Source organism: Streptomyces sp. 6-11-2, from assembly GCF_006540305.1.
GTDB lineage: Bacteria > Actinomycetota > Actinomycetes > Streptomycetales > Streptomycetaceae > Streptomyces.
The window spans coordinates 2,389,899-2,413,134 of the sequence record NZ_BJOR01000001.1 but is presented as its reverse complement, the minus strand read 5'-3'; the positions used below and the strand labels follow the sequence as shown (position 1 = coordinate 2,413,134).

Annotated in this window: 24 protein-coding genes and 1 pseudogene; 21 read left to right on the top strand and 4 right to left on the bottom strand. The window is 70.5% G+C overall.

Going from position 1 to position 23,236, the window contains the following annotated elements; genetic code table 11:
- Positions 1-9 precede the first annotated feature (9 nt).
- The 10 genes from TNCT6_RS10130 (at position 10) to TNCT6_RS10085 (ending at position 10,183) form a co-directional block, all read left to right on the top strand.
- Positions 10-933, top strand: a complete 924-nt coding sequence (locus tag TNCT6_RS10130; protein WP_141358739.1) for an ABC transporter permease — start codon at positions 10-12, stop codon at positions 931-933.
- 51 nt (positions 934-984) lie between these two features.
- Positions 985-2,031 carry an ABC transporter ATP-binding protein gene (locus TNCT6_RS10125; RefSeq protein WP_141358737.1) on the top strand — a complete coding sequence of 349 codons (1,047 nt, stop codon included), beginning with the start codon at positions 985-987 and terminating at the stop codon, positions 2,029-2,031.
- Positions 2,024-3,184 carry an ABC transporter ATP-binding protein gene (locus tag TNCT6_RS10120; protein WP_141358735.1) on the top strand — a complete coding sequence of 387 codons (1,161 nt, stop codon included), beginning with the start codon at positions 2,024-2,026 and terminating at the stop codon, positions 3,182-3,184. Before TNCT6_RS10125 ends, TNCT6_RS10120 begins: the two co-directional genes overlap by 8 nt.
- Positions 3,185-3,318: 134 nt before the next feature.
- A complete protein-coding gene (locus TNCT6_RS10115; RefSeq protein ID WP_216372774.1) occupies positions 3,319-3,774 on the top strand; it encodes a VOC family protein in 456 nt (151 codons plus the stop codon).
- 94 nt (positions 3,775-3,868) lie between these two features.
- The gene (locus tag TNCT6_RS10110) at positions 3,869-4,459 is read left to right on the top strand and encodes a GNAT family N-acetyltransferase (RefSeq protein WP_141358733.1); all 591 of its coding nucleotides are present in this window, start codon (positions 3,869-3,871) and stop codon (positions 4,457-4,459) included.
- Between the two features lie 153 nt (positions 4,460-4,612).
- A complete protein-coding gene (locus tag TNCT6_RS10105) occupies positions 4,613-6,226 on the top strand; it encodes an ABC transporter substrate-binding protein (RefSeq protein ID WP_141358731.1) in 1,614 nt (537 codons plus the stop codon).
- Between the two features lie 6 nt (positions 6,227-6,232).
- Positions 6,233-7,156 (top strand): ABC transporter permease, encoded by a 924-nt coding sequence (locus TNCT6_RS10100; RefSeq protein WP_141358729.1) that lies wholly within the window; start codon positions 6,233-6,235, stop codon positions 7,154-7,156.
- Complete coding sequence (locus TNCT6_RS10095) at positions 7,149-8,114, top strand: ABC transporter permease (RefSeq protein ID WP_141358727.1); 966 nt, start codon at positions 7,149-7,151, stop codon at positions 8,112-8,114. The genes TNCT6_RS10100 and TNCT6_RS10095 overlap by 8 nt, the downstream gene beginning before the upstream one ends.
- A 7-nt stretch (positions 8,115-8,121) precedes the next feature.
- On the top strand, positions 8,122-9,108 hold the full coding sequence (locus tag TNCT6_RS10090; protein WP_141358725.1) for an ABC transporter ATP-binding protein: 987 nt from the start codon (positions 8,122-8,124) through the stop codon (positions 9,106-9,108).
- On the top strand, positions 9,089-10,183 hold the full coding sequence (locus TNCT6_RS10085; protein WP_141358723.1) for an ABC transporter ATP-binding protein: 1,095 nt from the start codon (positions 9,089-9,091) through the stop codon (positions 10,181-10,183). The genes TNCT6_RS10090 and TNCT6_RS10085 overlap by 20 nt, the downstream gene beginning before the upstream one ends.
- A gap of 100 nt (positions 10,184-10,283) precedes the next feature.
- Here TNCT6_RS10085 and TNCT6_RS10080 read toward each other — a convergent pair whose 3' ends face one another.
- A complete protein-coding gene (locus TNCT6_RS10080; RefSeq protein WP_141358721.1) occupies positions 10,284-12,413 on the bottom strand; it encodes a S9 family peptidase in 2,130 nt (709 codons plus the stop codon).
- Positions 12,414-12,611: 198 nt separating this feature from the next.
- On the opposite strand from TNCT6_RS10080, the gene TNCT6_RS10075 reads away from it, so the two are divergent.
- Positions 12,612-12,806: a hypothetical protein gene (locus tag TNCT6_RS10075; RefSeq protein ID WP_030419064.1), complete on the top strand. Its 195-nt coding sequence runs from the start codon at positions 12,612-12,614 to the stop codon at positions 12,804-12,806.
- A 63-nt stretch (positions 12,807-12,869) separates the two neighbouring features.
- Here TNCT6_RS10075 and TNCT6_RS10070 read toward each other — a convergent pair whose 3' ends face one another.
- Complete coding sequence (locus TNCT6_RS10070; RefSeq protein WP_172632857.1) at positions 12,870-13,241, bottom strand: peptidase inhibitor family I36 protein; 372 nt, start codon at positions 13,239-13,241, stop codon at positions 12,870-12,872.
- Positions 13,242-13,372: 131 nt separating this feature from the next.
- The gene (locus TNCT6_RS10065; RefSeq protein ID WP_141366287.1) at positions 13,373-13,483 is read right to left on the bottom strand and encodes a DUF397 domain-containing protein; all 111 of its coding nucleotides are present in this window, start codon (positions 13,481-13,483) and stop codon (positions 13,373-13,375) included.
- Between TNCT6_RS10065 and TNCT6_RS10060 the strand changes: the two genes are divergently transcribed.
- From TNCT6_RS10060 to TNCT6_RS10050, 3 genes and pseudogenes are all read left to right on the top strand, one after another.
- Positions 13,463-13,609 carry a hypothetical protein gene (locus TNCT6_RS10060; protein WP_373996163.1) on the top strand — a complete coding sequence of 49 codons (147 nt, stop codon included), beginning with the start codon at positions 13,463-13,465 and terminating at the stop codon, positions 13,607-13,609. The genes TNCT6_RS10065 and TNCT6_RS10060 overlap by 21 nt on opposite strands.
- 228 nt (positions 13,610-13,837) lie before the next feature.
- Positions 13,838-14,772: pseudogene (locus tag TNCT6_RS10055) on the top strand (helix-turn-helix domain-containing protein).
- 52 nt (positions 14,773-14,824) lie between these two features.
- Entirely contained in the window at positions 14,825-15,442 is a 618-nt protein-coding gene (locus tag TNCT6_RS10050) for a Uma2 family endonuclease (RefSeq protein WP_141358717.1), read from the top strand.
- 109 nt (positions 15,443-15,551) lie between these two features.
- Here TNCT6_RS10050 and TNCT6_RS10045 read toward each other — a convergent pair whose 3' ends face one another.
- Positions 15,552-15,998 carry a hypothetical protein gene (locus tag TNCT6_RS10045; RefSeq protein ID WP_141358715.1) on the bottom strand — a complete coding sequence of 149 codons (447 nt, stop codon included), beginning with the start codon at positions 15,996-15,998 and terminating at the stop codon, positions 15,552-15,554.
- Between the two features lie 103 nt (positions 15,999-16,101).
- Between TNCT6_RS10045 and mshB the strand changes: the two genes are divergently transcribed.
- The 7 genes from mshB to TNCT6_RS10005 all read left to right on the top strand — a co-directional run bounded on the left by mshB (position 16,102) and on the right by TNCT6_RS10005 (position 23,232).
- A complete protein-coding gene (gene mshB / locus TNCT6_RS10040; RefSeq protein WP_141358713.1) occupies positions 16,102-17,016 on the top strand; it encodes an N-acetyl-1-D-myo-inositol-2-amino-2-deoxy-alpha-D-glucopyranoside deacetylase in 915 nt (304 codons plus the stop codon).
- Positions 17,013-17,429 carry a DUF6113 family protein gene (locus tag TNCT6_RS10035; RefSeq protein ID WP_141358711.1) on the top strand — a complete coding sequence of 139 codons (417 nt, stop codon included), beginning with the start codon at positions 17,013-17,015 and terminating at the stop codon, positions 17,427-17,429. The genes mshB and TNCT6_RS10035 overlap by 4 nt, the downstream gene beginning before the upstream one ends.
- A gap of 159 nt (positions 17,430-17,588) precedes the next feature.
- A complete protein-coding gene (locus TNCT6_RS10025) occupies positions 17,589-19,811 on the top strand; it encodes a hypothetical protein (RefSeq protein WP_172632856.1) in 2,223 nt (740 codons plus the stop codon).
- 240 nt (positions 19,812-20,051) lie between these two features.
- Complete coding sequence (locus tag TNCT6_RS10020; RefSeq protein ID WP_172632855.1) at positions 20,052-20,456, top strand: peptidase inhibitor family I36 protein; 405 nt, start codon at positions 20,052-20,054, stop codon at positions 20,454-20,456.
- A 300-nt stretch (positions 20,457-20,756) separates the two neighbouring features.
- Positions 20,757-21,455 carry a hypothetical protein gene (locus TNCT6_RS10015; RefSeq protein WP_141358705.1) on the top strand — a complete coding sequence of 233 codons (699 nt, stop codon included), beginning with the start codon at positions 20,757-20,759 and terminating at the stop codon, positions 21,453-21,455.
- 110 nt (positions 21,456-21,565) lie between these two features.
- The gene (locus TNCT6_RS10010) at positions 21,566-22,495 is read left to right on the top strand and encodes an ABC transporter ATP-binding protein (protein ID WP_172632854.1); all 930 of its coding nucleotides are present in this window, start codon (positions 21,566-21,568) and stop codon (positions 22,493-22,495) included.
- Entirely contained in the window at positions 22,492-23,232 is a 741-nt protein-coding gene (locus TNCT6_RS10005; protein WP_141358700.1) for an ABC transporter permease, read from the top strand. Before TNCT6_RS10010 ends, TNCT6_RS10005 begins: the two co-directional genes overlap by 4 nt.
- The last annotated feature ends 4 nt before the right edge of the window (positions 23,233-23,236 follow it).

Sequence of the window (23,236 nt, the reverse complement as noted above, 5' to 3'; positions counted from 1 at the left end):
AGTCACACAATGACCGAACTCGTCTCGGGCACGGGAGAGCCGACGGCGGCCGGCCCCGCCCCGGCGCGGCCGGACGCCGAACCCAGCGTCGCCAGGGTCAGCCAGTGGTCCGACATCCGGCACCGCTTCTTCGCCAACAAGCTGGCCGTGGTGGGCCTGGCGATCATCGTCGTCCTCATCCTGGTCGCGATCTTCGCCCCGCTGCTCGCGCCGTACGACCCGCTCAAGCAGAACCTGATGAACACGCTGCAGTCCCCGGGTGGCGATCACCTGCTGGGCACCGACGCCCTCGGCCGCGACCAGCTCTCCCGGCTCATCTACGGCAGCCGCATCGCCATCGTCGTGGGTCTCGCCTCGATCCTCGTGGCCCTCACCATCGGCATCCTGCTGGGCTCCCTGGCCGGTTACTACGGCCGCTGGGTCGACACGGTGATCATGCGCGTCGCCGACATCTTCTTCGCCTTCCCGCTGCTCATCGGCGCCATCGTCATCATCCTGCTGATGGGCCGCGGCGTGCTGCCCGTCGTGCTCTCGCTCGGCATCTTCACCTGGGCGACCTTCGCCCGCCTGCTGCGCAGCCAGATCCTCTCGGTGCGCGAGATGGACTACGTGCACGCGGCCAAGGCGCTGGGCGCGAGCCAGGGCCGGATCATCCGCAGGCACATCCTGCCCAACTCGCTGACGTCGGTGCTGGTGTACGGCACCAGCAACGTCGGTATCGCGATCGTGGCGGAGGCGTCGCTGTCGTACCTCGGCGTCGGCGTCGACCCCGAGGTCGCCGAGTGGGGCAACATGATCGCCGCGGGCCGCGGCTTCATGGGCGTCAAGGACTTCATGTGGACGTACCCGAGCCTCGCCATCGTCATCACCGCGCTGGGCTTCATCCTGCTGGGCAACGGCCTGCGCGACGCGCTCGACCCGAAGCTGCGGTGAGGCACCGCCATGAGTCGAACCCCTGTGACCAAGCACGATGAAGGTGACGGCATGACCAGCCTGGAGATGGCACCCGGCAACACTGGGGCGGACGGGACCGCGCCGCTTCTCGAAGTCCGCGACCTGCACGTGGAGTTCAAGGTCCGAGACACCGTGACCAAGGCGGTCAACGGCGTCAACTACAGCGTCAGGGCGGGCGAGACGCTCGCCGTGCTCGGTGAGTCGGGCTCCGGCAAGTCCGTCACCGCGCAGGCGATCATGGGCATTCTGGACAGCCCGCCCGGACGGATCGCCAAGGGCGAGATCTTCTTCCAGGGCCAGGACATCCTGCGCCTGCCGGAGAACGAGCGGCGCAAGCTGCGCGGCGCCAAGATGGCGATGATCTTCCAGGACGCGCTGTCCTCGCTCAACCCGGTGCTGTCGGTGGGCTACCAGCTCGGCGAGATGTTCCGGGCCCACCAGGGCATGTCCAAGAAGGACGCCAAGGCCAAGGCCATCGAGCTGATGGACCGCGTGCGCATCCCGGCCGCCGCCCAGCGTGTCGGCGACTACCCGCACCAGTTCTCCGGCGGTATGCGCCAGCGCATCATGATCGCCATGGCGCTCGCCCTGGAGCCGGACCTGATCATCGCCGACGAGCCGACCACGGCTCTCGACGTGACCGTCCAGGCCCAGGTGATGGACCTGCTCGCGGAGCTTCAGCGCGAGTACAACATGGGTCTGATCCTGATCACCCACGACCTGGGTGTGGTCGCGGACGTCGCCGACAAGATCGCGGTGATGTACGCGGGCCGGATCGTCGAGACCGCGCCGGTGCACGAGCTGTACAAGCGCCCCGCGCACCCGTACACCAAGGGCCTGCTGGACTCGATCCCGCGCCTGGACCACAAGGGCCAGGAGCTGTACGCGATCAAGGGTCTGCCGCCCAACCTGCAGGCGATCCCGCCGGGCTGCGCGTTCAACCCGCGCTGCGGCATGGCCCAGGACATCTGCCGCACCGACGCACCGCCGCTGGTGCCGGTGACCGAGCGCGACGGCACGGAGCTGCCCGGCCGTCGCTCCGCATGCCACTTCTGGAAGGAGACGATCCATGGCTGAGCCCACGAAGCTCGCGAAGGACCACGAGCCGCAGGACGACGCCACGCCGAACGTCTCCGAGGTGGACACCGTCGACGCGGCCTCCGAGGAGGAGGCGGTCGCGGCGATCGACGCGCCCGCCGACCGCGGCGAGCCGATCCTCCAGGTCCGCAACCTGGTCAAGCACTTCCCGCTGACCCAGGGCATCCTGTTCAAGAAGCAGATCGGCGCGGTCAAGGCCGTCGACGGCATCTCCTTCGACCTGTACCAGGGCGAGACCCTGGGCATCGTGGGCGAGTCCGGCTGCGGCAAGTCCACCGTCGCCAAGCTGCTGATGAACCTGGAGCAGGCGACCGCCGGCGAGATCTTCTACAAGGGCCAGGACATCACCCGGCTGTCCGGGCGCGCGCTGAAGGCGGTGCGCCGCAACATCCAGATGGTGTTCCAGGACCCGTACACCTCGCTCAACCCCCGTATGACGGTGGGCGACATCATCGGCGAGCCCTTCGACATCCACCCCGAGGTGGCCCCCAAGGGCGACCGGCGCCGCAAGGTGCAGGAGCTGCTGGACGTCGTCGGCCTCAACCCGGAGTACATCAACCGCTATCCGCACCAGTTCTCGGGCGGTCAGCGCCAGCGCATCGGCATCGCCCGCGGCCTCGCGCTCAACCCCGAGGTCATCATCTGCGACGAGCCGGTCTCGGCCCTGGACGTGTCCGTCCAGGCGCAGGTCATCAACCTGATGGAGCGCCTGCAGGACGAGTTCAACCTCTCCTACGTCTTCATCGCGCACGACCTGTCGATCGTCCGGCACATCTCGGACCGCGTGGGCGTGATGTACCTCGGCAAGATGGCCGAGATCGGCAGCGACGAGCAGATCTACGAGCACCCGACGCACCCCTACACCCAGGCGCTGCTGTCGGCGGTTCCGGTGCCGGACCCCGAGGCCCGCGAGCACCGGGAGCGGATCATCCTGGCCGGCGACGTGCCGTCCCCGGCCAACCCGCCCTCGGGCTGCCGCTTCCGCACCCGCTGCTGGAAGGCCCAGGACAAGTGCGCCGAGGAGGTGCCGCTGCTCGCCGTGCCCGAGCGCTTCAAGGGCTCGGACTCCCCGGCGGCCCACGAGTCGGCCTGCCACTTCGCCGAGGAGAAGGACGTCGTCGGCGCGGCGTGACCCGCTGAGGCACAGAGCCTGATCCCCGACTGGTTCCCGGTACCGCAGGACGGTGCCGGGAACCAGCCGTATGCGCCGGCCGTTTCCTGGGCGGCGGGCAACGTCACGGAGCGCCGGAGAAGGGGAGCCACTGGGTGACACTGCATCACATCGAGCTCTGGGTGGCCGACCTGGAGCGCGCCCGCGCCTGCTGGGGCTGGCTCCTCGAACGGCTCGGCTGGTCGCCGTACCAGGACTGGCCGGCGGGGGTGAGCTGGCGGTCGGGTGACACCTACCTCGTGATCGAGCGGTCCCCGGCCCTCCGCGGGGACCGGCACGACCGGCTCCGCCCCGGCCTCAACCACCTGGCGTTCCATGTGCCCACCCGGCACGGGCTCGACGCCCTGGTCACCGAAGCGTCCCGGCACGGCTGGACGCTGATGTTCGCCGACCGTCACCCGTACGCCGGCGGCCCCCGGCACTACGCCGCCTACCTGGAGAACGCGGACGGCTTCGAAGTGGAGCTCGTGGCCCGCCCCGAGCCGGCCGGGGAGCACGCCGACGCCGCGCCGGACGGAACGGATCCCGGACCGCCCGGCGAGCACCCGTGACGCCGGGCGACGTCCGCGTGCCGGGTGACGTCCGCGTGCCGGGCGGGCACAGCGCCGGGCGGACCGGTTCCCTACTGTTCCCAAGGAGCACCCCATGACGGAGACCGCGGCGGCGAACGCCCTGCCGTACACGGAACTCGACGGCTTCGGCCTGCGCCTGCGGGCCTGGCGCGAGGACGACGTGCCGGCCCTGCTGAAGGGCCTGAACGACGCCGAGTCGCGGCGCTGGTCCGGCGCCCAGCCCATGCCCATGGACGAGGCCGGAGCGCTGGCCTTCATCGCCAGACGCGCCGCGCTTCTCGAACAGGGCACGTTCGCGCCGTACTGCGTCACCGACGCGGCCACCGGAGAGGTGCTCGGCAGCGTGGAACTCCACAAGATAGAGCCCCGCATGGGCCACGCCGGGGTCGGGTACTGGCTCCTGCCCGAGGCGCGCGGCCGCGGCACGATGACCCGGGCCGTCGAGCTGTGCGTCCGCTGGGGCTTCGAACAGCTCGGCCTGCACCGCATCGATCTGGGGCACGCCGTCGGCAACACGGCCTCCTGCCGGGTCGCCGACCGCTGCGGCTTCGTGTACGAGGGCGTGCTGCGCGGTTTTCTGCCCGCCTCGGGCGCGCCGGGCACGTACGACGACACCCACCTCCACGCGCGACTCGCGACGGACCCGTACCCGGCTTTCGCCTGAGCGTGCCGAGGATGCCGAGGACCCCGCCGATGACGTAGTCGGTCCTCCGTGGACCCTTCCACCCGTCCGGCGGGAGTGCCCGGTGCGGCGACCGCGTGATATGCGGCTTATGTGCTGATATGTCTCTGGTCATCGCATCCCGAGGAGGCACCCATGCGTGGAGTCGCGCGCGCTGCCGCGGGGGCGGTGGGGGCCGTGCTCGTCCTCGCCGCCTGCGGGGGCGGGGGAGCGGGCGTCGGCGCCAAGGCGCTGACCGCCTCCTGGGGCGACCCGCAGAACCCGCTGGAGCCGTCCAACACCAACGAGGTGCAGGGCGGCAAGGTGCTCGACATGATCTTCCGCGGGCTGAAGCGGTACAACCCGAAGACCGCCAAGGCCGAGAACATGCTCGCCGAGCGCATCGACACCACCGACTCGCGGCACTTCACCATCACCGTCAGGAACGGCTGGCGGTTCAGCAACGGTGAACCAATCACCGCCAGGTCCTTCGTCGACGCCTGGAACTACGGCGCGAGCCTGCGGAACAACCAGAAGAACGCCTACTTCTTCGGCTACATCGAGGGCTACGGCAAGGTCCACCCCGAGAGCGGGAAGCAGAGCGCCGACACCCTCTCCGGGCTGAGGGTCACCGGCCCGCGCACCTTCACCGTCACCCTCGACCAGAAGTTCTCCACCTTCCCCGACACCCTCGGATACGCCGCCTTCGCCCCGCTGCCCCGCGCCTTCTTCACCCACCACGCCGCCTGGCTGGACAAGCCGGTGGGCAACGGCCCGTACACCATCGAGTCGTACACCAGGGGCGCGCAGATGACCCTCAGGAAGTGGGACGGCTACCCCGGTCCGGACAAGGCGCGGAACGACGGCGTGACCCTGGTGGTCTACACCGACAGCAACACCGCGTACACCGACGTGCTGGCCGGCAACCTCGACCTCGTCGACGACATCCCCGCCGGCCAGCTCAAGAACGTGCGGACCGACCTGGCCGGCCGCTACATCAACAGCCCGGCCGGCATCCTGCAGACCCTCGCCTTCCCGTTCTACGACCCGAAGTGGAACACCGGCGGGGCGCGCAAGGTCCGCACCGGCCTGTCCATGGCCATCAACCGCAAGCAGATCACCGAGACCATCTTCCGCAACACCCGCACCCCGGCCACCGACTGGACCTCACCGGTCCTCGGCACGGCCGGCGGCTTCAAGCCGGGCCTGTGCGGCCGTGCCTGCGACTACGACCCCGCCGGGGCCAGGAAGCTGGTCCAGGAGGGCGGCGGGCTCCCCGGCGGCCAGGTGAAGATCACGTACAACGCGGACACGGGCTCGCACAGGCAGTGGGTGGACGCCGTGTGCAACTCCATCAACAACGCGCTCGGCAACGACAGGGCATGCGTCGGCAACCCGGTCGGCACCTTCGCCGACTTCCGCAACCAGATCGGCCGGCACCGGATGACCGGACCCTTCCGGGCCGGCTGGCAGATGGACTACCCGCTGATCCAGAACTTCCTGCAACCGCTGTACTACACGGACGCCTCCTCCAACGACGGCAAGTGGTCCGACAAGCAGTTCGACCACCTCGTCGACCGGGCCAACGCCGAGACCGACAGACCCCGGGCGATCGGCCTCTTCCAGCAGGCCGAGGGCGTCGTACGGGACAACATGGCCGCCATCCCGCTGTGGTACCAGAACGGCAGCGCCGGCTACTCCGACCGGCTGCACAACGTGGCGCTCAACCCGTTCAGCGTCCCCGTCTACGACGAGATCAAGGTCGGCTGATCCGGCATGGGACGGTATGTCGCCAGGCGGCTGCTCCAGATGATCCCGGTGTTCTTCGGGGCCACCCTGCTGATCTTCGTGATGGTGAACGTGATGGGCGACCCCATCGCCGGACTGTGCGGCGAGCGCGCCTGCGACACCGCGACGGCCGCCCAGCTCAGACGGGAGTTCGGCCTCGACAAGCCGCTGTGGCAGCAGTACGCGACCTACATGGGCAACGTCTTCACCGGCGACTTCGGCACCGCGTTCAACGGGCAGCCCGTCACACAGCTGATGGCGTCGGCGTTCCCCGTCACCATCCGGCTGACCGTCGTCGCGATCCTCTTCGAGATCGTCGTCGGCATCACCCTGGGCGTGCTGACCGGACTGCGCCGGGGCCGTCCCGTGGACACCTCGGTCCTGGTCCTCACCCTCGTCGTCATCTCCGTCCCCACCTTCGTCACCGGTCTGCTGCTGCAACTGCTGTTCGGCGTCCAGTGGGGCTGGATCAGACCCTCGGTGTCCCCGGCGGCGGCCTTCGGCGAGCTGATCGTGCCCGGCCTGGTCCTCGCCTCCGTCTCCCTCGCCTACGTGACCCGGCTGACCCGTACCTCCATCGCCGAGAACCGGCGCTCGGACTATGTGCGCACGGCCGTCGCCAAGGGACTGCCCCGGCGCCGGGTCGTCGTCCGGCACCTGCTGCGCAACTCCCTGATCCCCGTGGTCACCTTCATCGGCACCGACATCGGCGCGCTGATGGGCGGCGCCATCGTCACCGAGCGCATCTTCAACATCCACGGCGTCGGCTACCAGCTCTACCAGGGCATCCTGCGGCAGAACACCCAGACCGTCGTCGGCTTCGTGACGGTCCTCGTCCTGGTCTTCCTGGTCGCCAACCTGCTCGTGGACCTGCTGTACGCCGTACTCGACCCGAGGATCCGCTATGCCTGAGCAGTCGCAGGAGCCCGAGCGCGTCATCGCCGGAACCGGCATGGGCGGCGCGATGGACCTCGCGGCGAGCGAGGCGACGACGCTGGAGCGGGCGCCGGGCGGGCCGGAGGGCAAGCCCCGCTCCCTGTGGTCCGACGCCTGGCGCGACCTGCGCCGCAACCTCGTCTTCATCCTCTCCGCGCTGGTGATCTGCTTCCTGGTCGTCATCGCGATCCGGCCGTCCCTGATCGCCTCGGGCAACCCGCTCACCTGCGACCTGGCCAGAGCCCAGGACGGCCCCGCGCCCGGCCATCCCTTCGGCTTCGACGGCCAGGGCTGCGACGTCTACACGCGCACCGTCCACGGCACCCGCGCGTCCGTCACGGTCGGCGTGTGCGCCACGCTCGGGGTGGCGCTCTTCGGCTCGGTGCTGGGCGGGATCGCCGGATTCTTCGGCGGTGCCGGAGACGCCGTGCTGTCCCGGACCACCGACATCTTCTTCGCCATCCCCGTCGTCCTCGGCGGTCTCGTCCTGCTGTCCGTCGTGCCGAGCAACACCGTCTGGCCGGTCGTCGGGTTCATCGTGCTGCTCGGCTGGCCGCAGATCGCCCGGATCGCGCGCGGTTCCGTCATCACCGCCAAACAGCTCGACTACGTCCAGGCCGCCCGCGCCCTGGGCGCCTCCAACTCCCGCATCCTGCTGCGGCACATCGCGCCCAACGCCGTCGCCCCGGTGATCGTCGTCGCCACCATCGCGCTCGGCACGTACATCGCGCTGGAGGCCACCCTGTCCTACCTCGGTGTCGGGCTGAAGCCGCCCAGCGTCTCCTGGGGCATCGACATCTCCGCCGCCTCCCCGTACGTCCGCAACGCCCCGCACGCGCTGCTGTGGCCCGCCGGGGCGCTGGCGATCACGGTCCTGGCGTTCATCATGCTCGGCGACGCGGTGCGCGACGCCCTCGACCCGAAGCTGAGGTGACGGCGCCATGCTGCTCGAAGTCCGTGATCTGCACGTGGAGTTCCGGACCCGGGACGGGGTCGTCCACGCCGTCAACGGAGTCGGTTACGAGGTGGACTCCGGGGAGACGCTCGCCGTCCTCGGGGAGTCCGGCTCCGGCAAGTCCGTGACCGCGCAGGCGGTCATGGGCATTCTCGACGTGCCGCCCGGCCGGATCAGCGGCGGGCGGATCCTCTTCCGCGGCAGGGACCTGCTGCAGCTGAAGGAGGACGAACGGCGGCGGATCCGGGGCGCCGAGATGGCGATGATCTTCCAGGACGCGCTGTCCGCGCTGAACCCGGTACTGACCGTCGGCGACCAGCTCGGTGAGATGTTCGTCGTGCACCGGGGCATGTCCCGCAAGGACGCGCGCGCCAGGGCCGTGGAGCTGATGGACCGGGTGCGCATCCCGGCCGCACGGCAGCGCGTCCGCGACTACCCGCACCAGTTCTCCGGCGGCATGCGCCAGCGCATCATGATCGCCATGGCGCTGGCCCTGGAGCCGGCGCTCATCATCGCCGACGAGCCGACCACCGCCCTCGACGTCACCGTCCAGGCCCAGGTGATGGACCTGCTCGCCGAACTGCGGCGCGAGTACCGCATGGGGCTCGTCCTCATCACCCACGACCTGGGCGTGGTCGCCGACGTCGCCGACCGGATCGCGGTGATGTACGCGGGCCGGATCGTGGAGTCCGCGCCGGTGCACGACATCTACAAGGCGCCCGCCCACCCGTACACCAAGGGCCTGCTGGATTCGATCCCGCGCCTGGGGCACAAGGGCCGGGAGCTCTACGCCATCAAGGGCCTGCCGCCCAACCTCCAGGCGATCCCGCCCGGTTGCGCCTTCCACCCGCGCTGCCCCATGGCCCGGGACGTGTGCCGCACGGACGTACCGCCCCTGTACGAGGTCTCCGAAAGCCGCGCGAGCGCCTGCCACTTCTGGAGGGAGTGCCTGGATGGCAGAGCAGACGGCTGAGCGGACGGCCGAGCCGATCCTGGAGGTCAGCGGGCTCGTCAAGCACTACCCGCTCACCCGGGGCGTCCTGTTCAGGAAGCAGATCGGGTCGGTCAAGGCGGTCGACGGCGTCGACTTCACCCTGGCCCGGGGCGAAACGCTCGGCATCGTGGGCGAGTCCGGCTGCGGCAAGTCCACGGTCGCGAAGATGCTGTGCAACCTGGAGCGGCCCACCGCGGGCGAGATCCGCTACCGGGGCGAGGACATCACCCGGCTGTCCGGCCGGGCGCTGAAGGCGGTGCGCCGCAACATCCAGATGGTGTTCCAGGACCCGTACACCTCGCTCAACCCCCGTATGACGGTGGGCGACATCATCGGCGAGCCGTACGAGATCCACCCCGAGGCGGCCCCCAAGGGCGACCGGCGCCGCAGGGTGCGGGAGCTGCTGGACGTGGTCGGCCTCAATCCGGAGTACATCAACCGCTATCCGCACCAGTTCTCCGGCGGCCAGCGCCAGCGCATCGGCATCGCGCGGGGACTGGCCCTGCGTCCCGAGATCATCGTCGCCGACGAGCCGGTCTCCGCGCTCGACGTCTCGGTGCAGGCCCAGGTGATCAACCTGATGGAGCGGCTTCAGGACGAGTTCGACCTGTCCTACGTCTTCATCGCGCACGACCTGTCGATCGTGCGGCACATCTCCGACCGGGTGGGGGTCATGTACCTCGGGCGGATCGTCGAGATCGGCACCGACGAGCAGATCTACGACCATCCGACGCACCCCTACACCCAGGCGCTGCTGTCCGCCGTTCCCGTGCCGGACCCCGGGGCACGGGAACGCCGGGAGAGGATCATCCTCTCGGGAGACGTGCCGTCCCCGACGAACATCCCCTCCGGCTGCCGCTTCCGCACCCGCTGCTGGAAGGCGCGGGAGCGCTGCACGCTGGAGGTGCCGGAGCTGGCGGTGCCCGCGGAGTTCCGGCACGACACCGGGCCGGCGGTGCACCCCTCGGCGTGCCACTACGCGGCGGAGCTCCAGGTGGTGCCGCCGGAGGAGCGGGACACCGGGGGACAGGGCAGCGGCACCAGGGCACCGTGACCGCTTCGGCGCGCGGACGCCCCTCACGGCCCGGGACGGGGCCGGGGAGGCGTGTCGCGTGCCCCCGGCCCCAGGCCCGCGTGCGCTGTCCCGCCGGCGCTCAGCCGAGCCCGAGGGAACGCTTGAGGAAGTCCACCTGGAGCAGCAGCAGGTTCTCGGCGACCTGCTCCTGCGGAGTCATGTGGGTGACCCCGGACAGCGGCAGCACCTCGTGCGGGCGCCCGTCGGCGAGCAGGGCGGAGGACAGTCGCAGGGCATGGGCGACCACCACGTTGTCGTCGGCCAGACCGTGCACGATCATCAGCGGCCGGTGCGGCTCGGCGGGCGAGGACAGCCCGTCGTCGGTGACCAGGGAGCTGTGGGCGTACACCCCGGGAGCCTGCTCCGGGTCGCCCAGATACCGCTCGGTGTAGTGGGTGTCGTACAGGCGCCAGTCGGTGACCGGGGCGCCCGCGATGCCCGCGTGGAAGACGTCCGGGCGGCGCAGCACGGCCAGGGCGGCCAGGTAGCCGCCGTAGGACCAGCCGCGGATCGCCACCCGGTTGAGGTCGAGCGGATACGTCTTGGCAAGGTCCCGCAAGGCCTCGATCTGGTCGTCGAGGGTGACTGTGAAGTCGTGGTGGACGGCCTTCTCCCAGGCGGGGGAGCGGCCCGGGGTGCCGCGGCCGTCGGCGACGACCACCGCGAAGCCCTGGTCGGCGAACCACTGGGAGGTGAGGTGCGCGTTGTGCGCGGCCGCCACGCGGGAGCCGTGCGGGCCGCCGTAGGGGTCGAGGAGGACGGGCAGGGGGGCGGAGGCGGCAGTGTCACGGGGGTAGTCCGTAGGCATAAGCACGGCGCACGGGATTCTGCGTGCGCCCCCCTGGGTGAGGGTCACGCGCGGGGACAAACCAGGATCTTCCGCGTGGGAGCGGATGGTGGCCACCGTCCGGCCCTCGCGCACCACCCGCACCCGGGCGCCCGGCCGGTCGAGCGTGGCGGAGACGAGGACGGCCACGCCCCCGGCGCGCACCGCCGTGTGCACACCGGGCTCCTGGCTCACGCGCTCCACGCCCAGCTCGTTGACGCGGTAGACGTGCACCTCACCGGTCTCCGGCTCGGCCGCCTCCTCGCCCGCCGAGGCGGAGACCAGCACGTCGTCGTCCGACACGTCCAGCACGGCCCGCACGTGCAACTGCGCTCCCGTGAGCGGTCGTTCACCGACCGCCAGCACCCGCGCTCCGCCCTCGTCGGCGAGTCGCACGAGCTGCCCGGAGGGAGACCAGCACGGCACTCCGGGGAAAAGATCCAGCCAATCTGGATCTTCGTCCGCGTGCACCATACGGGTCGCGCCGGACTCCGGGTCCACCGCCAGGTACAGCTGGCTGCGCTGGTCGCGCGCCTGTACGAGAAGCAGTGGCGCCCCTGCCGCTGACCAGTGCACATGAGCCAGATACGGGTAACGGGACCGGTCCCAGAGGACCTCCGTGCGGGTCCCGTCCAGGCCGAACACGAACAACTGTACGTCCGCGTTGGGGGTGCCGGCGGCCGGGTAGGGGACGCGGCTCGGCTCCCGCCCGGGATGCGCCGGATCGGAGATCCACCACCGCCGCACCGGCGTGTCGTCCACACGCGCCACGAGCAGCCGGTCCGACTCCGGCGCCCACCAGAAGCCGCGGGAACGGTGCATCTCCTCGGCCGCGATGAACTCCGCGAGGCCGTAGGCGACGCCCTCGGACTCCGGTTCGGCGAGCGCCCGGTCGCCGTCGCCCTCGGCACCCACCACCCGCAGGGTCCCGTCGGTGACGTAGGCGACGTGCCGTCCGTCGGGGGACGGACGGGGGTCGATCACCGGTCCGGGGGCGGGAAGTTCGCGTGCCGTACCCGCTTGCAACTCGGCCGTGAAAAGCCGCCCTGACAAGGCGAAAGACGCCAACTCCGCGGCGGTGTCGGTGGCGTAGCCGACGATGCCCGCGCCGCCCTCGCGGCTGCGTTCGCGGCGGGCCCGTTCCTCGGCCGAGAGGTGCTCGGAGGCGCCGCCGAGGAGGGTGCGCGGGTCGGCGGCCATGCGCTCCGCGCCGTCGCCAAGGTCGAGCACCCAAAGGGAGTTGGCCCGGTCGGTACCGGATCCGGAGCGCAGGAACACCACGCGGGAGGCGTCGGGAGCCACGGTGAACGCGCGCGGCGCGCCGAGCGTGAACCGCTGGGTGCGCGCGTGCCGTCGGGGGAAGGAGACAGGCTCGGTCGTCATGCCATGACCATATTGGCCATGCGCCCCCTTGTGCGGCCGTGCGCCGACCGATGCGCGCGTGCGGATAGTTATGATCGTTAGCGCATAGTGGGTATGAACCTGCTGCCCGCTGTGTGGATTTATCTGCCCCTCATAGTCCGACGACCCCCGATACCCCCGACACCCCCCGCGTCCTGGGATCTTTGGAGGTGAACCGCCGTGGCACTCTCGATTTCGGCGGTGGTGCTGCTGGCGATCATCGTCTTCTTGCTGATCAAGAAGTCGGGCCTCAAGGCCGGCCATGCGGTCGTGTGCATGCTCCTGGGCTTCTACCTGGCGTCCTCCACGGTCGCCCCCACGATCAGCGAACTCACCACGAACATCGCGGGGATGATCGGCAACTTCAAGTTCTAGTCCCCGTGGGCTGTGCCCTCGGTGGTGGGGCGGCACCTGCCCCACCACAGGCGGGTGTCCGCCTCAGCAGTGGATGGCGCTCGCCGGCAGGGCGGAGCGGAAGTCGCCACGGAGGTCCTTGAGCCCCTCGTTGGGCTGGATGATCACCCTGGTGCCCATGTAGTCGTCCTTGCTCCACACGCACCAGTACTCGTTGGTGCGGTTCCATGCCGAGCGGGCCGAGGGCAGGTTCTGCCGCTTCACGTCGTCCGTCCCCTTCACGTAGCTGCCGCGGCGGCCGGTGCCGTTGGAGAACTCGTAGAGGCAGAAGTGGTCGATCGCGCAGACCGCCGCGGCCGATGCCGGGGCCGAGGAGGGGGCCGCCGGACCGGCGGGCAGCAGGGCGGCGGCAGCGGTCGCGGCCACCACGGCCCCGACGGTCAGGAACTTGCGCATGTCATCCCTTTCGGAGTGCGTACCGGGCATGAAAAGGATCACCAATCGGACGCAGTGCCGCCAATTCCCTGAAAGTGTGGCATTTCTTCAGAGTTGTCCGGGAATGGTCACCGGCTGCGTGCTCCGCCCTGTCAGTCCTTGGAGGCGTACGACACGAAGCGGGTCCAGGACTCCGGCGTCATCGCGAGCCGGGGGCCCTCGATGTACTTCGAGTCGCGGACGTGAACCGTGCTGGGGGCGATGGCGACGCCCTCGCCGACCGCTGGGGCGTGGCCGAGGAGCGTTTCCCGCGCAAGACCATCTGGGCCGAACTGCGCCTGTCGCCACCGGAACCCGCGCCCACGGGTTCCGGTGACGCCGACGGCTGAAAGTAAAGGAACGAGGAGAAAGAACCCGCACCAAGCCTCACCCCTCCCACCCGTGGCCCGCGCTCACTCGGGAGGGTGAACATCCCCGGCTCGGCTGGATTTGGCAGCCCCTGACGGCTCTACGCTCAGCCCAACGCAAGCACAACAACCGCAGACATGCGACGGCCCCCGCCGGGACGGCAATCCCAGTGCGAGGGCCTGACCACCGAGGAAGACAGGACCTTCCCGATGGGTACCCAGAACCCTAGCGTGCCCCCGCTCGCCCAGTCCCGTATTGCGGGCGATAAGCACCCGAACCGAGGCAACCACACAGGCGGCCTGGTCCACGACAACACCCGCCACACCACCCGCTTCACGGTGATCGGCAACCACCTGGCCCCGCGAGTTGTCGCTGCTCGCCATCGGCCTCGGTGTGCACCTCCAGTCGCTGCAGAAGGGCGCCCGCGTCGACATCAAGACCCTCACGGTGCGCTTCCTCGAGGGGGCTACCTGTATCGCCGCCGCCCTGCGCGAGCTGGAGGCCCACGGTTACCTGTGCCGCGTCCGCGAACGCGTGCCCCGCGGCCGTATCGTCACCCGGACGATCTCCTGCAACCAGCCGGCCGCGGCCCGCCACCACCACGCGGACGCACGCGACCCCGCTCCCGACCGACCCGCCCGACCGGCGACGGCCCCGACGCAGCCCGAAAACCGCGGGAGCCGTGAGGAACGCGAGAACGGCGGCGAGAAGCAGACGACGTGCGAGACGGGCAGGCCGCGCGAGAAGCGGGCGCCCCGCGTATCCCGCTCCCGCGCTGCTCCAGGCGGCCACCGACCTCCTCGCGGACCTCCGCCGCCATGATCCCCGCCTCCTCCTCTCCGCCTGCGACACGGCCCACCTGGCCCCGAGAGTTGCCGTCTGGCTGGAACGTGAGGTGGGCCCCGCCGCCGTACGCCATGCCCTGACCGCCGATCTCCCACCCGAGGGACTGCGGCGGCCCGCTGCCGTTCTGGCCCACCGCCTCGCCGCCCAGCTCCCGCCGCCACTCCCGTTCCGCGCCTCGGCCGCCCCTCCGCCCGTGCGGCATCCGCTCCAGACCTGCGCGGGTTGCGACCGTGCCTTCCGCGCCCCCGAACCCGGCCGCTGCCGCGACTGCCGAACCGATCTCCAGGAGGACGCCTAGCATGAACGTGACGATCCTTGCCCCTGGGCACAGACGACGAGGAGCGAGCGCCATGGCCGTCGTACCGGACCACGCGAAGCAGTGCGGCTCCCACCTGTACCGGGCCATGCGCGACTTCGTTCAGTCCGCGGACGACACACTGCCGGGCAAATTCGAGATCACCAAGGAAGGGATCGTCCACGACATGATGTCGCCCAGCGGCCGCCACGAGCTGACCGCACTGCGGCTCCGGAAGCGCCTGGAAAGGGTGATGCCCGAAGAGATCGTCGCCCATACCGGCGAGCCCGACGTGGAGAACGAGCCCGAAGGCGTCATGCGGCGCCCGGACGTGATGGTGATCGCCGAAGAGGACATGGACACCGAAGGGTCCATCGATCCTCGAACGCTCGTCGCCGCCATCGAGATCGTCTCCCGTTCGAACCCCGGCAACGACTGGGTGGGCAAAGTGCGGGACTATCCGCTGCTCGGCATCCCCGTCTACGCCGTCTTCGATCCGCGCACCGGCGAAGGCGCGGTCTTCACCGACATCCACTCCACTCCGGACGGTCCGCGCTATGCGACCCGCAAGGACTTCGTCTACGGCGAGGACGTCACCATCGGCGACTGGACGATCTCGACGGACGGGCTGCCGCGCTACCAGGACGAGAGCACAGCGGCAGCCGATGCGTGAGCACTCGGACCGATACCGTCGGCGGTGAACAGTCAGGCTGATCGCGCTCACGCCACGCGTGGCCACAGCCAGAGCCGGCGTATCAGCCCGTTCCAGCGGCCCGCTGCTGTCAGAGGCCGGCGCAGATGCCCCTTGCCTTTTGGAGGGACTGCTTGCCCTCCTTGTCGATGTCATGGATCCGCTCATAGCCCAACATCACTTGCATGACGGCTTCCGCGAGTGGCTTGTACTGACGGTCGCCCGCGGCTGCCGATGCCGAAAGGTCACTGGCGCCCGCGAGCCGGTACATCGACACGTCGAACTCCGACCCATTGGTCTCGAGCTTTGCTTCATCCAGTCGATCGAGGGCGCGGCACGCATCGCGTGCGTCGTCTGCCGGGGCAGACGCACTGGTCCGGCTGTCACCGCTGAGACCCCATGCCGCGCCCACGGCGCCTCCGCCGGCCAAGAGGCCGATCACCAGCACGGCGACCAGGATGCCGGCAGGGCGACGGGGAGGCACGGGTACCGCGGAGGCCGACGGGACGGGAGAACTGTATTGCGGCTGGGTCGACATGGTGCCAACGTACGGCGTGCACATGCCTAATGGATCACGGTGCCACCGGTGATCGCCGACGCCGCAGCCGGGCGGCTCACCGGCCCCTCGTAGGGTTGGCCCCATGACGGAACGGGCCGCTCGGCGGCTGATGCTGGTGCACGCGCATCCCGACGACGAGTCGATCAACAACGGCGCGACCATGGCGCGGTACGCGGCCGAGGGCGCCCTGGTGACGCTGGTGACCTGCACGCTCGGGGAGCTGGGCGAGGTCATCCCGGAGGAGCTGCGGCACCTGGAGGGGTCGGCCGGGCTCGGGGCCTACCGGAGGCAGGAGCTGGCCGCGGCCATGCGGGAGCTCGGAGTCGAGGACTTCCGGCTGCTCGGCGGGGCCGGGCGGTACCGGGACTCCGGGATGATGGGGCTCGCCGACAACGACGACCCGGACTGCCTGTGGCAGGCCGGCCTCGACAGCGCTGCCGAACACCTCGTCGCCGTGATCCGGGAGGTGCGCCCGCAGGTCCTCGTCACCTACGACGACAACGGCGGCTACGGCCACCCCGACCACATCCAGGCCCACCGGATCGCGATGCGCGCCGCGGACCTGGCCGCCGACCCCGCCGTACGCCCCGACCTCGGCGAGCCCTGGCGGATCGCCAAGGTGTACTGGAACCGCGTCCCGCGTCCGGTCGCCGAGGCCGCCTTCGCACGGCTGAAGGACGACCTGCCGGGGCTGCCGTTCGACGAGCCGGCGACGATCGGCGACGTTCCCGGAGTCGTGGGCGACGAGCGCGTCACCACGGCGGTCGACGGCGGCGCGTACGCCGCCGCCAAGACCGCCGCGATGGCCGCGCACGCCACCCAGATCGAGATGGCCGAGCCGTACTTCGCCCTGTCCAACCAGCTCGCCCAGCCGGTCTTCACCACCGAGTTCTACGAGCTGGTGCGCGGGGAACCCGGAGCCGGGAAGGGGGAGCGGGAGATCGACCTGTTCGCCGGGATCGATCTGTTCGCCGCGGCCGAGAAGGAGGCGTCATGAGTTCAGAGGGAGGGGGCCCGATGCTCGCGCAGCCCCTCAAGCCGCCCTCCGCCGGGCGGGCCGCCGCGTATCTCGGGCTCTTCCTGCTCGGCGCGGTGGTCGCGGTCGCGGGCGCCCTGGTGCAGGCCGCCTGGTTCCCCGGCGGGCTGCTGCTCGCGCTCGCGGGCGCCGCCGGGCTGTTCCTGGGCGGGGCCCGGGCCGCGCGCAGCCGGGGCGGGGCCGTGGCGGGCGCGGCCGGCTGGGTGGTCACCGTGTTCGTGCTCACCGCCGGCCGCCCCGAAGGCGACTTCTTCTTCGCGGCCGCGAGCGGCTCCTATCTCTTCCTGCTCGGCGGCATGGCCGTTGCTGTGATCTGCGCCACCCTTGCGCCGGGGCGGCAACGGCACGACCGCGACGCCCGACTTGGCAAGTGACGTACCACTTCTTCCCGTGGGACCGGTGCGTGTCCGGTGGGGGTTTACCCAGCGGTCCTGGGATAAGGGCCCGGAGTGGCCAGTATGGTGGTGCGCGCGCCGCCGAGCCGCCCGCACTGAGGTCGTAACGTGCGGCGGAGCCAATCGGGAGAACCTGCCTTGAGTCGTGAAACTGACACTCCGTCGTCCGGGCCCAACGGGCGCGGCGGAGCCGCCTACCCCTCGGGGACCCCGCCGTACGGAATCCCGGCGGTCTCCGACGACCGTGCGGACGCGGGCCGTTCGGCCACGCAGCCCGAGGAACGCAAGACGGAGACCACGCTGACGACCCGGATCCGGATCAACATCCCCGGATCCCGGCCGATCCCGCCGGTCGTCGTGCGTACGCCCGTCTCCTCGGAGGGATCCGAGAACAGCGCCCAGGACACCGGCGGCGAGGCCCAGCAGTCGCCCGCCCCGGCGCCCGAGGCCGCCGTCGAGCCGACCGCCGAACCCGCGGCACCGGCCGAGGAGAAGGTGACCAGCGACTGGTTCGCGCCCCGCAAGCCCCAGGCGAACAAAGGCGGTCAGGGCGGCGGCTCCACCAACGGCGCGGGACTGCCGGGCGGTTCGGGCGCACCCGCGGCGAACGGTTCGGGCCCCGGCGCCTCCGGTCCGGGAACCTCCGTCCCCGGGCCCTCGGGCGCCGGCTCCTCCGTTCCGGGCTCCTCCGGCGGGGCCCGCCCCGGCGGCGTGGTCGGCTCCATGAACGTGCCCGGCTCGGCCAACGGCTCCCGCCCCGGCTCCACCAACGGCGCCGGGCTGCCCGGGGTCACCGGCGGTCCCGTCGCCCCCGGCCACGGCGGCGGCACCGGGTCCTTCGACGTCACCGAGGCGCTGGCCGCGGGCCCGCTCTCCGGCGGCCCCCGCCCCGGCGACGAGCCGCGCCGCGAGGACCTTGCGTACTTCTCCGACAACGGGCACGACGGCCGGGGCGGCCCGAGCGGCACCGGCGGCCTGGGTGGTCCGGGCGCCCCCGGTGTGCCGGGCGGCCCGCAGGGCCCCACGGGCCCGACGGGTGGCCCCGTCACCGGCGACGGACCGCTGCGGCCGCCCGGGGTCGGCGCACCCGCGGGTCCCGCCGCGGGCGCGGGACACCCGGCCGGTGCACACGGCGCGCACACGGCGCGCTCCGGCGGCGGTCTGAGCGACGACACCGCGGTCCTCACCCCGCAGCAGCAGGTTCCGGAGCCGGGCACCCCCGGTTACGGCGCCCGGCCGGACAACGTCTCCGGGAACACCGTCACCAGCGGCATGCCCGTGATCCAGCCCGGTTCCGGCTCGCCGTTCGGGCCGGAGGCCGACTGGAGCGGGCCGCAGGCGCACATGCCGCCGGGACTGTCCGAGCCGGCCCCGCAGAGCGCCGCCGCGGCCCCCGCCGCGCCCAAGGCCAAGAAGAAGGGCCGCAACAAGCTCGTCCTGCTCTGCGGCGCCGTGATCGTCGTCGCCGGTGCCACCTACGGCGCCGGGCTGCTGATGAACCACTCCGACGTGCCCAAGGGCACCACCGTGCTCGGCGTCGACATCGGCGGCGGCACCCGTGACGACGCGGTCAAGAAGCTCGACGACGCCTTCGGCGGCCGGGTGAACCAGCCGCTGAAGCTGTCGGTCGAGGGCAGGACCGTCACCCTCAAGCCCGACCAGGCCGGGCTCCAGTTGGACACCCAGGCCACAGCCAGCTCGGCCGCGACGAGCGACTACAACCCCATGTCGGTGATCGGCTCGCTGTTCGGCAACCACCGGGTGATCGAGCCGCGGATGCCGGTCGACGAGGAGAAGCTCCAGGTCGCCCTGCAGAGCGTCTCGGGCGGCGACGGGTCGATGACCGAGGGCGGCATCAAGTTCCAGTCCGGCAAGGCCGTCGCCGTGTACGGCAAGCCGGGCAAGGGCATCGACGTCGGCGGCTCGACCCGGCTGGTCCAGCAGGCGTACCGCACGCAGGTGGAGACGGGCACGGCCACGCCGGCCCAGCTGCCCACGGTCACCAAGCAGCCGACGGTCTCCAACGCCGAGGTCGACCGGATGATGAAGGAGTTCGCGGAGCCGGCGATGTCGGGCATTGTCGCGATCGAGGCGGGCGGGGTGGAGGTCAAGTTCAGCCCCCAGAACTCCCTGTGGAGGTTCCTCGCCGTCAAGCCGGTCGGCAACAAGCTGGTCGAGTACTACGACAAGGCCGCGCTGAAGGAGCTGTACGGCGGCGCCTACGACAGCGTGCTGATCACCCGGGGCAACGGCAAGAAGACCCCCGTGACGCCCGAGGACGTCATCGGTGCTATGCACAAGGCCCTGCTCGGCAAGACGGCGGCGGACCGGGTCGGTGTGATCGAGACCAACCCGAGCTAGCGGCGAGCAGTTCGAGGGGGCGTCCCGGTCCATGGCCGGGGCGCCCTCTGACGTTCGGAGGGCATCCGGATGCTGCTTGCGAATGACCGAAATTGATCCCTCCTGTACTTGTGTGACCCCCTAGGATCACTCCGGCGCATGGGCCGAACCAAGTTCACCCCATGGGGTCGGGGATTCGTTGTGCGCTCATTCCAGCGCCCTGCCGACTTCAGTGGGTATGAGGACAGGATTGGTGAGTGGATGAGCGCAAGGAAGAAAGCCCTCGTGGGACTGGCGAGCGCGGCGCTGGTTCTGGGATTCAGCGGCACCGCCTTCGCCGGCAGTTACAACGGTGTGTGTGAGTCCTCGGGTGGTGGCGAAGTGTGCATCTACAGACTCGCGAACTACAGCGGCGGCCTGTACGACACGCTCTACAGCAAGCCCAACTACAACGGCAGCACGTACTACGGCACCAGCACCCTCATCGACAACACCATGTCCTCGGTGAAGAACATGGACCCTGACACCTTGGTGTACTTCTACCAGTACTCCGGTTACACCGGTAACCTCACCGCTATTCCCCCGGGTGAACAGATCAATCAGGTACCCAACGACAACACGGCGAGTTCGCACTGCTTCGGCTCGAACTCCGCCTGCCCGAACTGAACGCGACGATGTGCCCCTTTCTCGGGGCGCATCCCGTTCGGAGCTTCTCCAGCGAAGAAAGCGTCTGAATTGATGCGGAAGAGCTCAGTGGCCGTCGGCGTTGCCGTCCTTTCCGTCGTGGTGCTGTCGGCATGCCAATCGGGTGGCCGGACGGGGAGCGAACCCGAGATCTCTTCCTCTCCGGTCACGAAGACCGTTGCCGGTGTTCCGGCGCCGGTCCTTCCCCTTGATTCCTATGGCGTCAGCGCGGAGCAGCGAGCCGTTCTCGACCAGGCCGTCGACGAACTGGCCGGTACGTGCATGAAGGCGAAGGGATATACCTGGCCCGCTCGTCCGAAGCGGCTGGGCGTGGCGCGTTCGGCCAATGAGCGGCGCTACGGGGTCACCGACCCCGGCACCGTGCGCGTGTACGGCTATCACCTGGCTCCGCCGGCCGGCGTGACCGCCGAGCAGCTGGCCGAGGAGACGCGGCGGGAGAAGAAGCGCAAGGCCCTCATGACGGATGCGCTCACCAAGGCCTACACCGGCCGTGACGGGGCGACGACCGGAACGAGCCTCACGGGCGGCTGCCGCGGCGAGGCCCTGAAGCAGCTCGGCCTGCTCCGGCTGGAGGCGTTGAACGCCGTCGACCTGGCGCAGCAGCAAGGATGGAAGCGTACGGAGGCGGACAGCCGGGCCAAGGCCGTGAACGCCAAGTGGAGTGCCTGTATGAAGAAGGCCGGCCACACCTACGCGGATCCCCATGCCGCCGCCGGCGACCCGGCCTGGTGGACCGAGGGCGAGGGAGACTCCGCCGCCCTGAAGAAGACCCGTGCCGCCGAGATCGCCACCGCGGTGGCCGATGTGAAGTGCAAGCAGCAGGTGGGCTACGTGATGGTCTGGCAGTCCGTCGAGACCACCTACCAGAACAAGATCATCGAGGCCAACAAGCAGGACCTCGAAGACGTTCGGCAGCGGTGGCAGAGCGCTCTGCGGAAGGCGGCCCAGGTGCTCCGCTGAGCTGAGCCGGCGGCCGGCGGGCCGCCGCGCGGCGCCATGACATCTGTCATGCGGTAGTCAGGACCGCCGACACTGCCCGGCGCCCCCACCCGTCGGCCAGCATGGCGGCCATGACGACGACAGCGGAGCGAGCCGGCACCACCACGGTGGTGGGGTTCGACCAGGTGACCAAGAGTTACGGGGACGTACGGGCCGTGGACGGGCTGACCCTCGCCCTGCGTCCGGGCGAGACCGTGGCCCTGCTCGGCCCGAACGGCGCCGGCAAGTCGACCACCCTCGACCTGCTGCTCGGCCTCCGGCAGCCCGACAGCGGCACCGTCAGCGTCTTCGGCACCAGCCCGCGCGAGGCGATCGTCGCCGGGCGCGTGGGCGCCATGCTGCAGAGCGGCGGGCTGATGGAGGACGTCACCGTCGCGGAACTGGTGCGGCTCGCCTGCGACCTGCACCCCAGGCGGTACAAGACCGCCGACGTGCTGGCCCGGGCCGGCATCTCCCAGGTCGCCGACCGCAAGGTGAACAAGCTCTCCGGTGGGCAGGCCCAGCGCGTCCGCTTCGCCCTGGCCACCGCCGGTGACAGCGACCTCATCGTGCTGGACGAGCCGACCACCGGCATGGACGTCTCCGCCCGCCAGGCCTTCTGGGCCACCATGCGCGAACAGGCCGACCAGGGCCGCGCGGTCCTGTTCGCCACGCACTACCTGGAGGAGGCCGACGCCATCGCCGACCGGGTGCTGGTGCTGCACCGGGGACGGCTGCTGGCCGACGGCACCGCCGCCGAGATCAAGGCGACGGCGGGGGCGCGACGCGTCTCCTTCGACCTTCAGGGCCCCATCGACGAGGCCGCCCTGCGCGGTCTGCCCTTCCTGACCTCGATGACCGTGAGCGGCCAGACCGTCCGCATTCAGTCCTCCGACGCCGACGCGACCGTGCACGCCCTGTACGGGCTCGGCCTCTACCCCCGCAACCTCGAAGTCGCCGGGCTCGGGCTCGAGCAGGCCTTCGTCGCCATCACCGAGGCCGAGGAGGCCAGGCAGTCGTGAACAGTCTGATCCGGCTGGAGCTCGCCCGCGCCCTGCGCAACCGCAAGTTCCTGTTCTTCTCGGTGCTCTACCCCTCGATCCTCTTCCTGATCATCGCGGGCAAGGCGGACGGCGTCACCAAGGTCGACGGCACCGGCCTGACCGTCCCGACGTACATGATGGTCTCCATGGCCTCCTTCGGCGCGCTCACCGCCGTGCTCATGGGCAACAGCGAGCGCATCGCCAAGGAGCGTGAGAGCGGCTGGGTACGGCAGCTGCGCCTCACCCCCCTGCCCGGGCGCGGCTACGTCCTCGCCAAGACCGCCGGCGCCGCCGTGGTCAGCCTGCCGTCCATCGTCGTCGTCTTCGTGGTCGCCGCCGCCGTCAAGCAGGTCCGCCTGGAGGCCTGGCAGTGGCTCGCCCTCACCGGCGCGATCTGGGCCGGCAGCCTGGTCTTCGCCGCGCTCGGCGTCGCCATCGGGTACCTCGCCACCGGGGACGCGGTCCGCCCGATCACCATGATCATCTACTTCGGTCTGTCCATGCTCGGCGGTCTGTGGATGCCCTCGACCACCTTCCCGCGGTGGCTTCAGGACATCGCCGAGTGGCTTCCCACGCACGCGTACGCTGCACTGGGGCGGGCGATCGAGGAGAGCCAGGCCCCGCACGCGAAGGACATCGCCATCCTCGTCGTCTTCTTCGCCCTGTTCGCGGGCGGCGCGGCCTGGCTGTACCGGAAGGACACGCTGAAGGCGTGAGCGC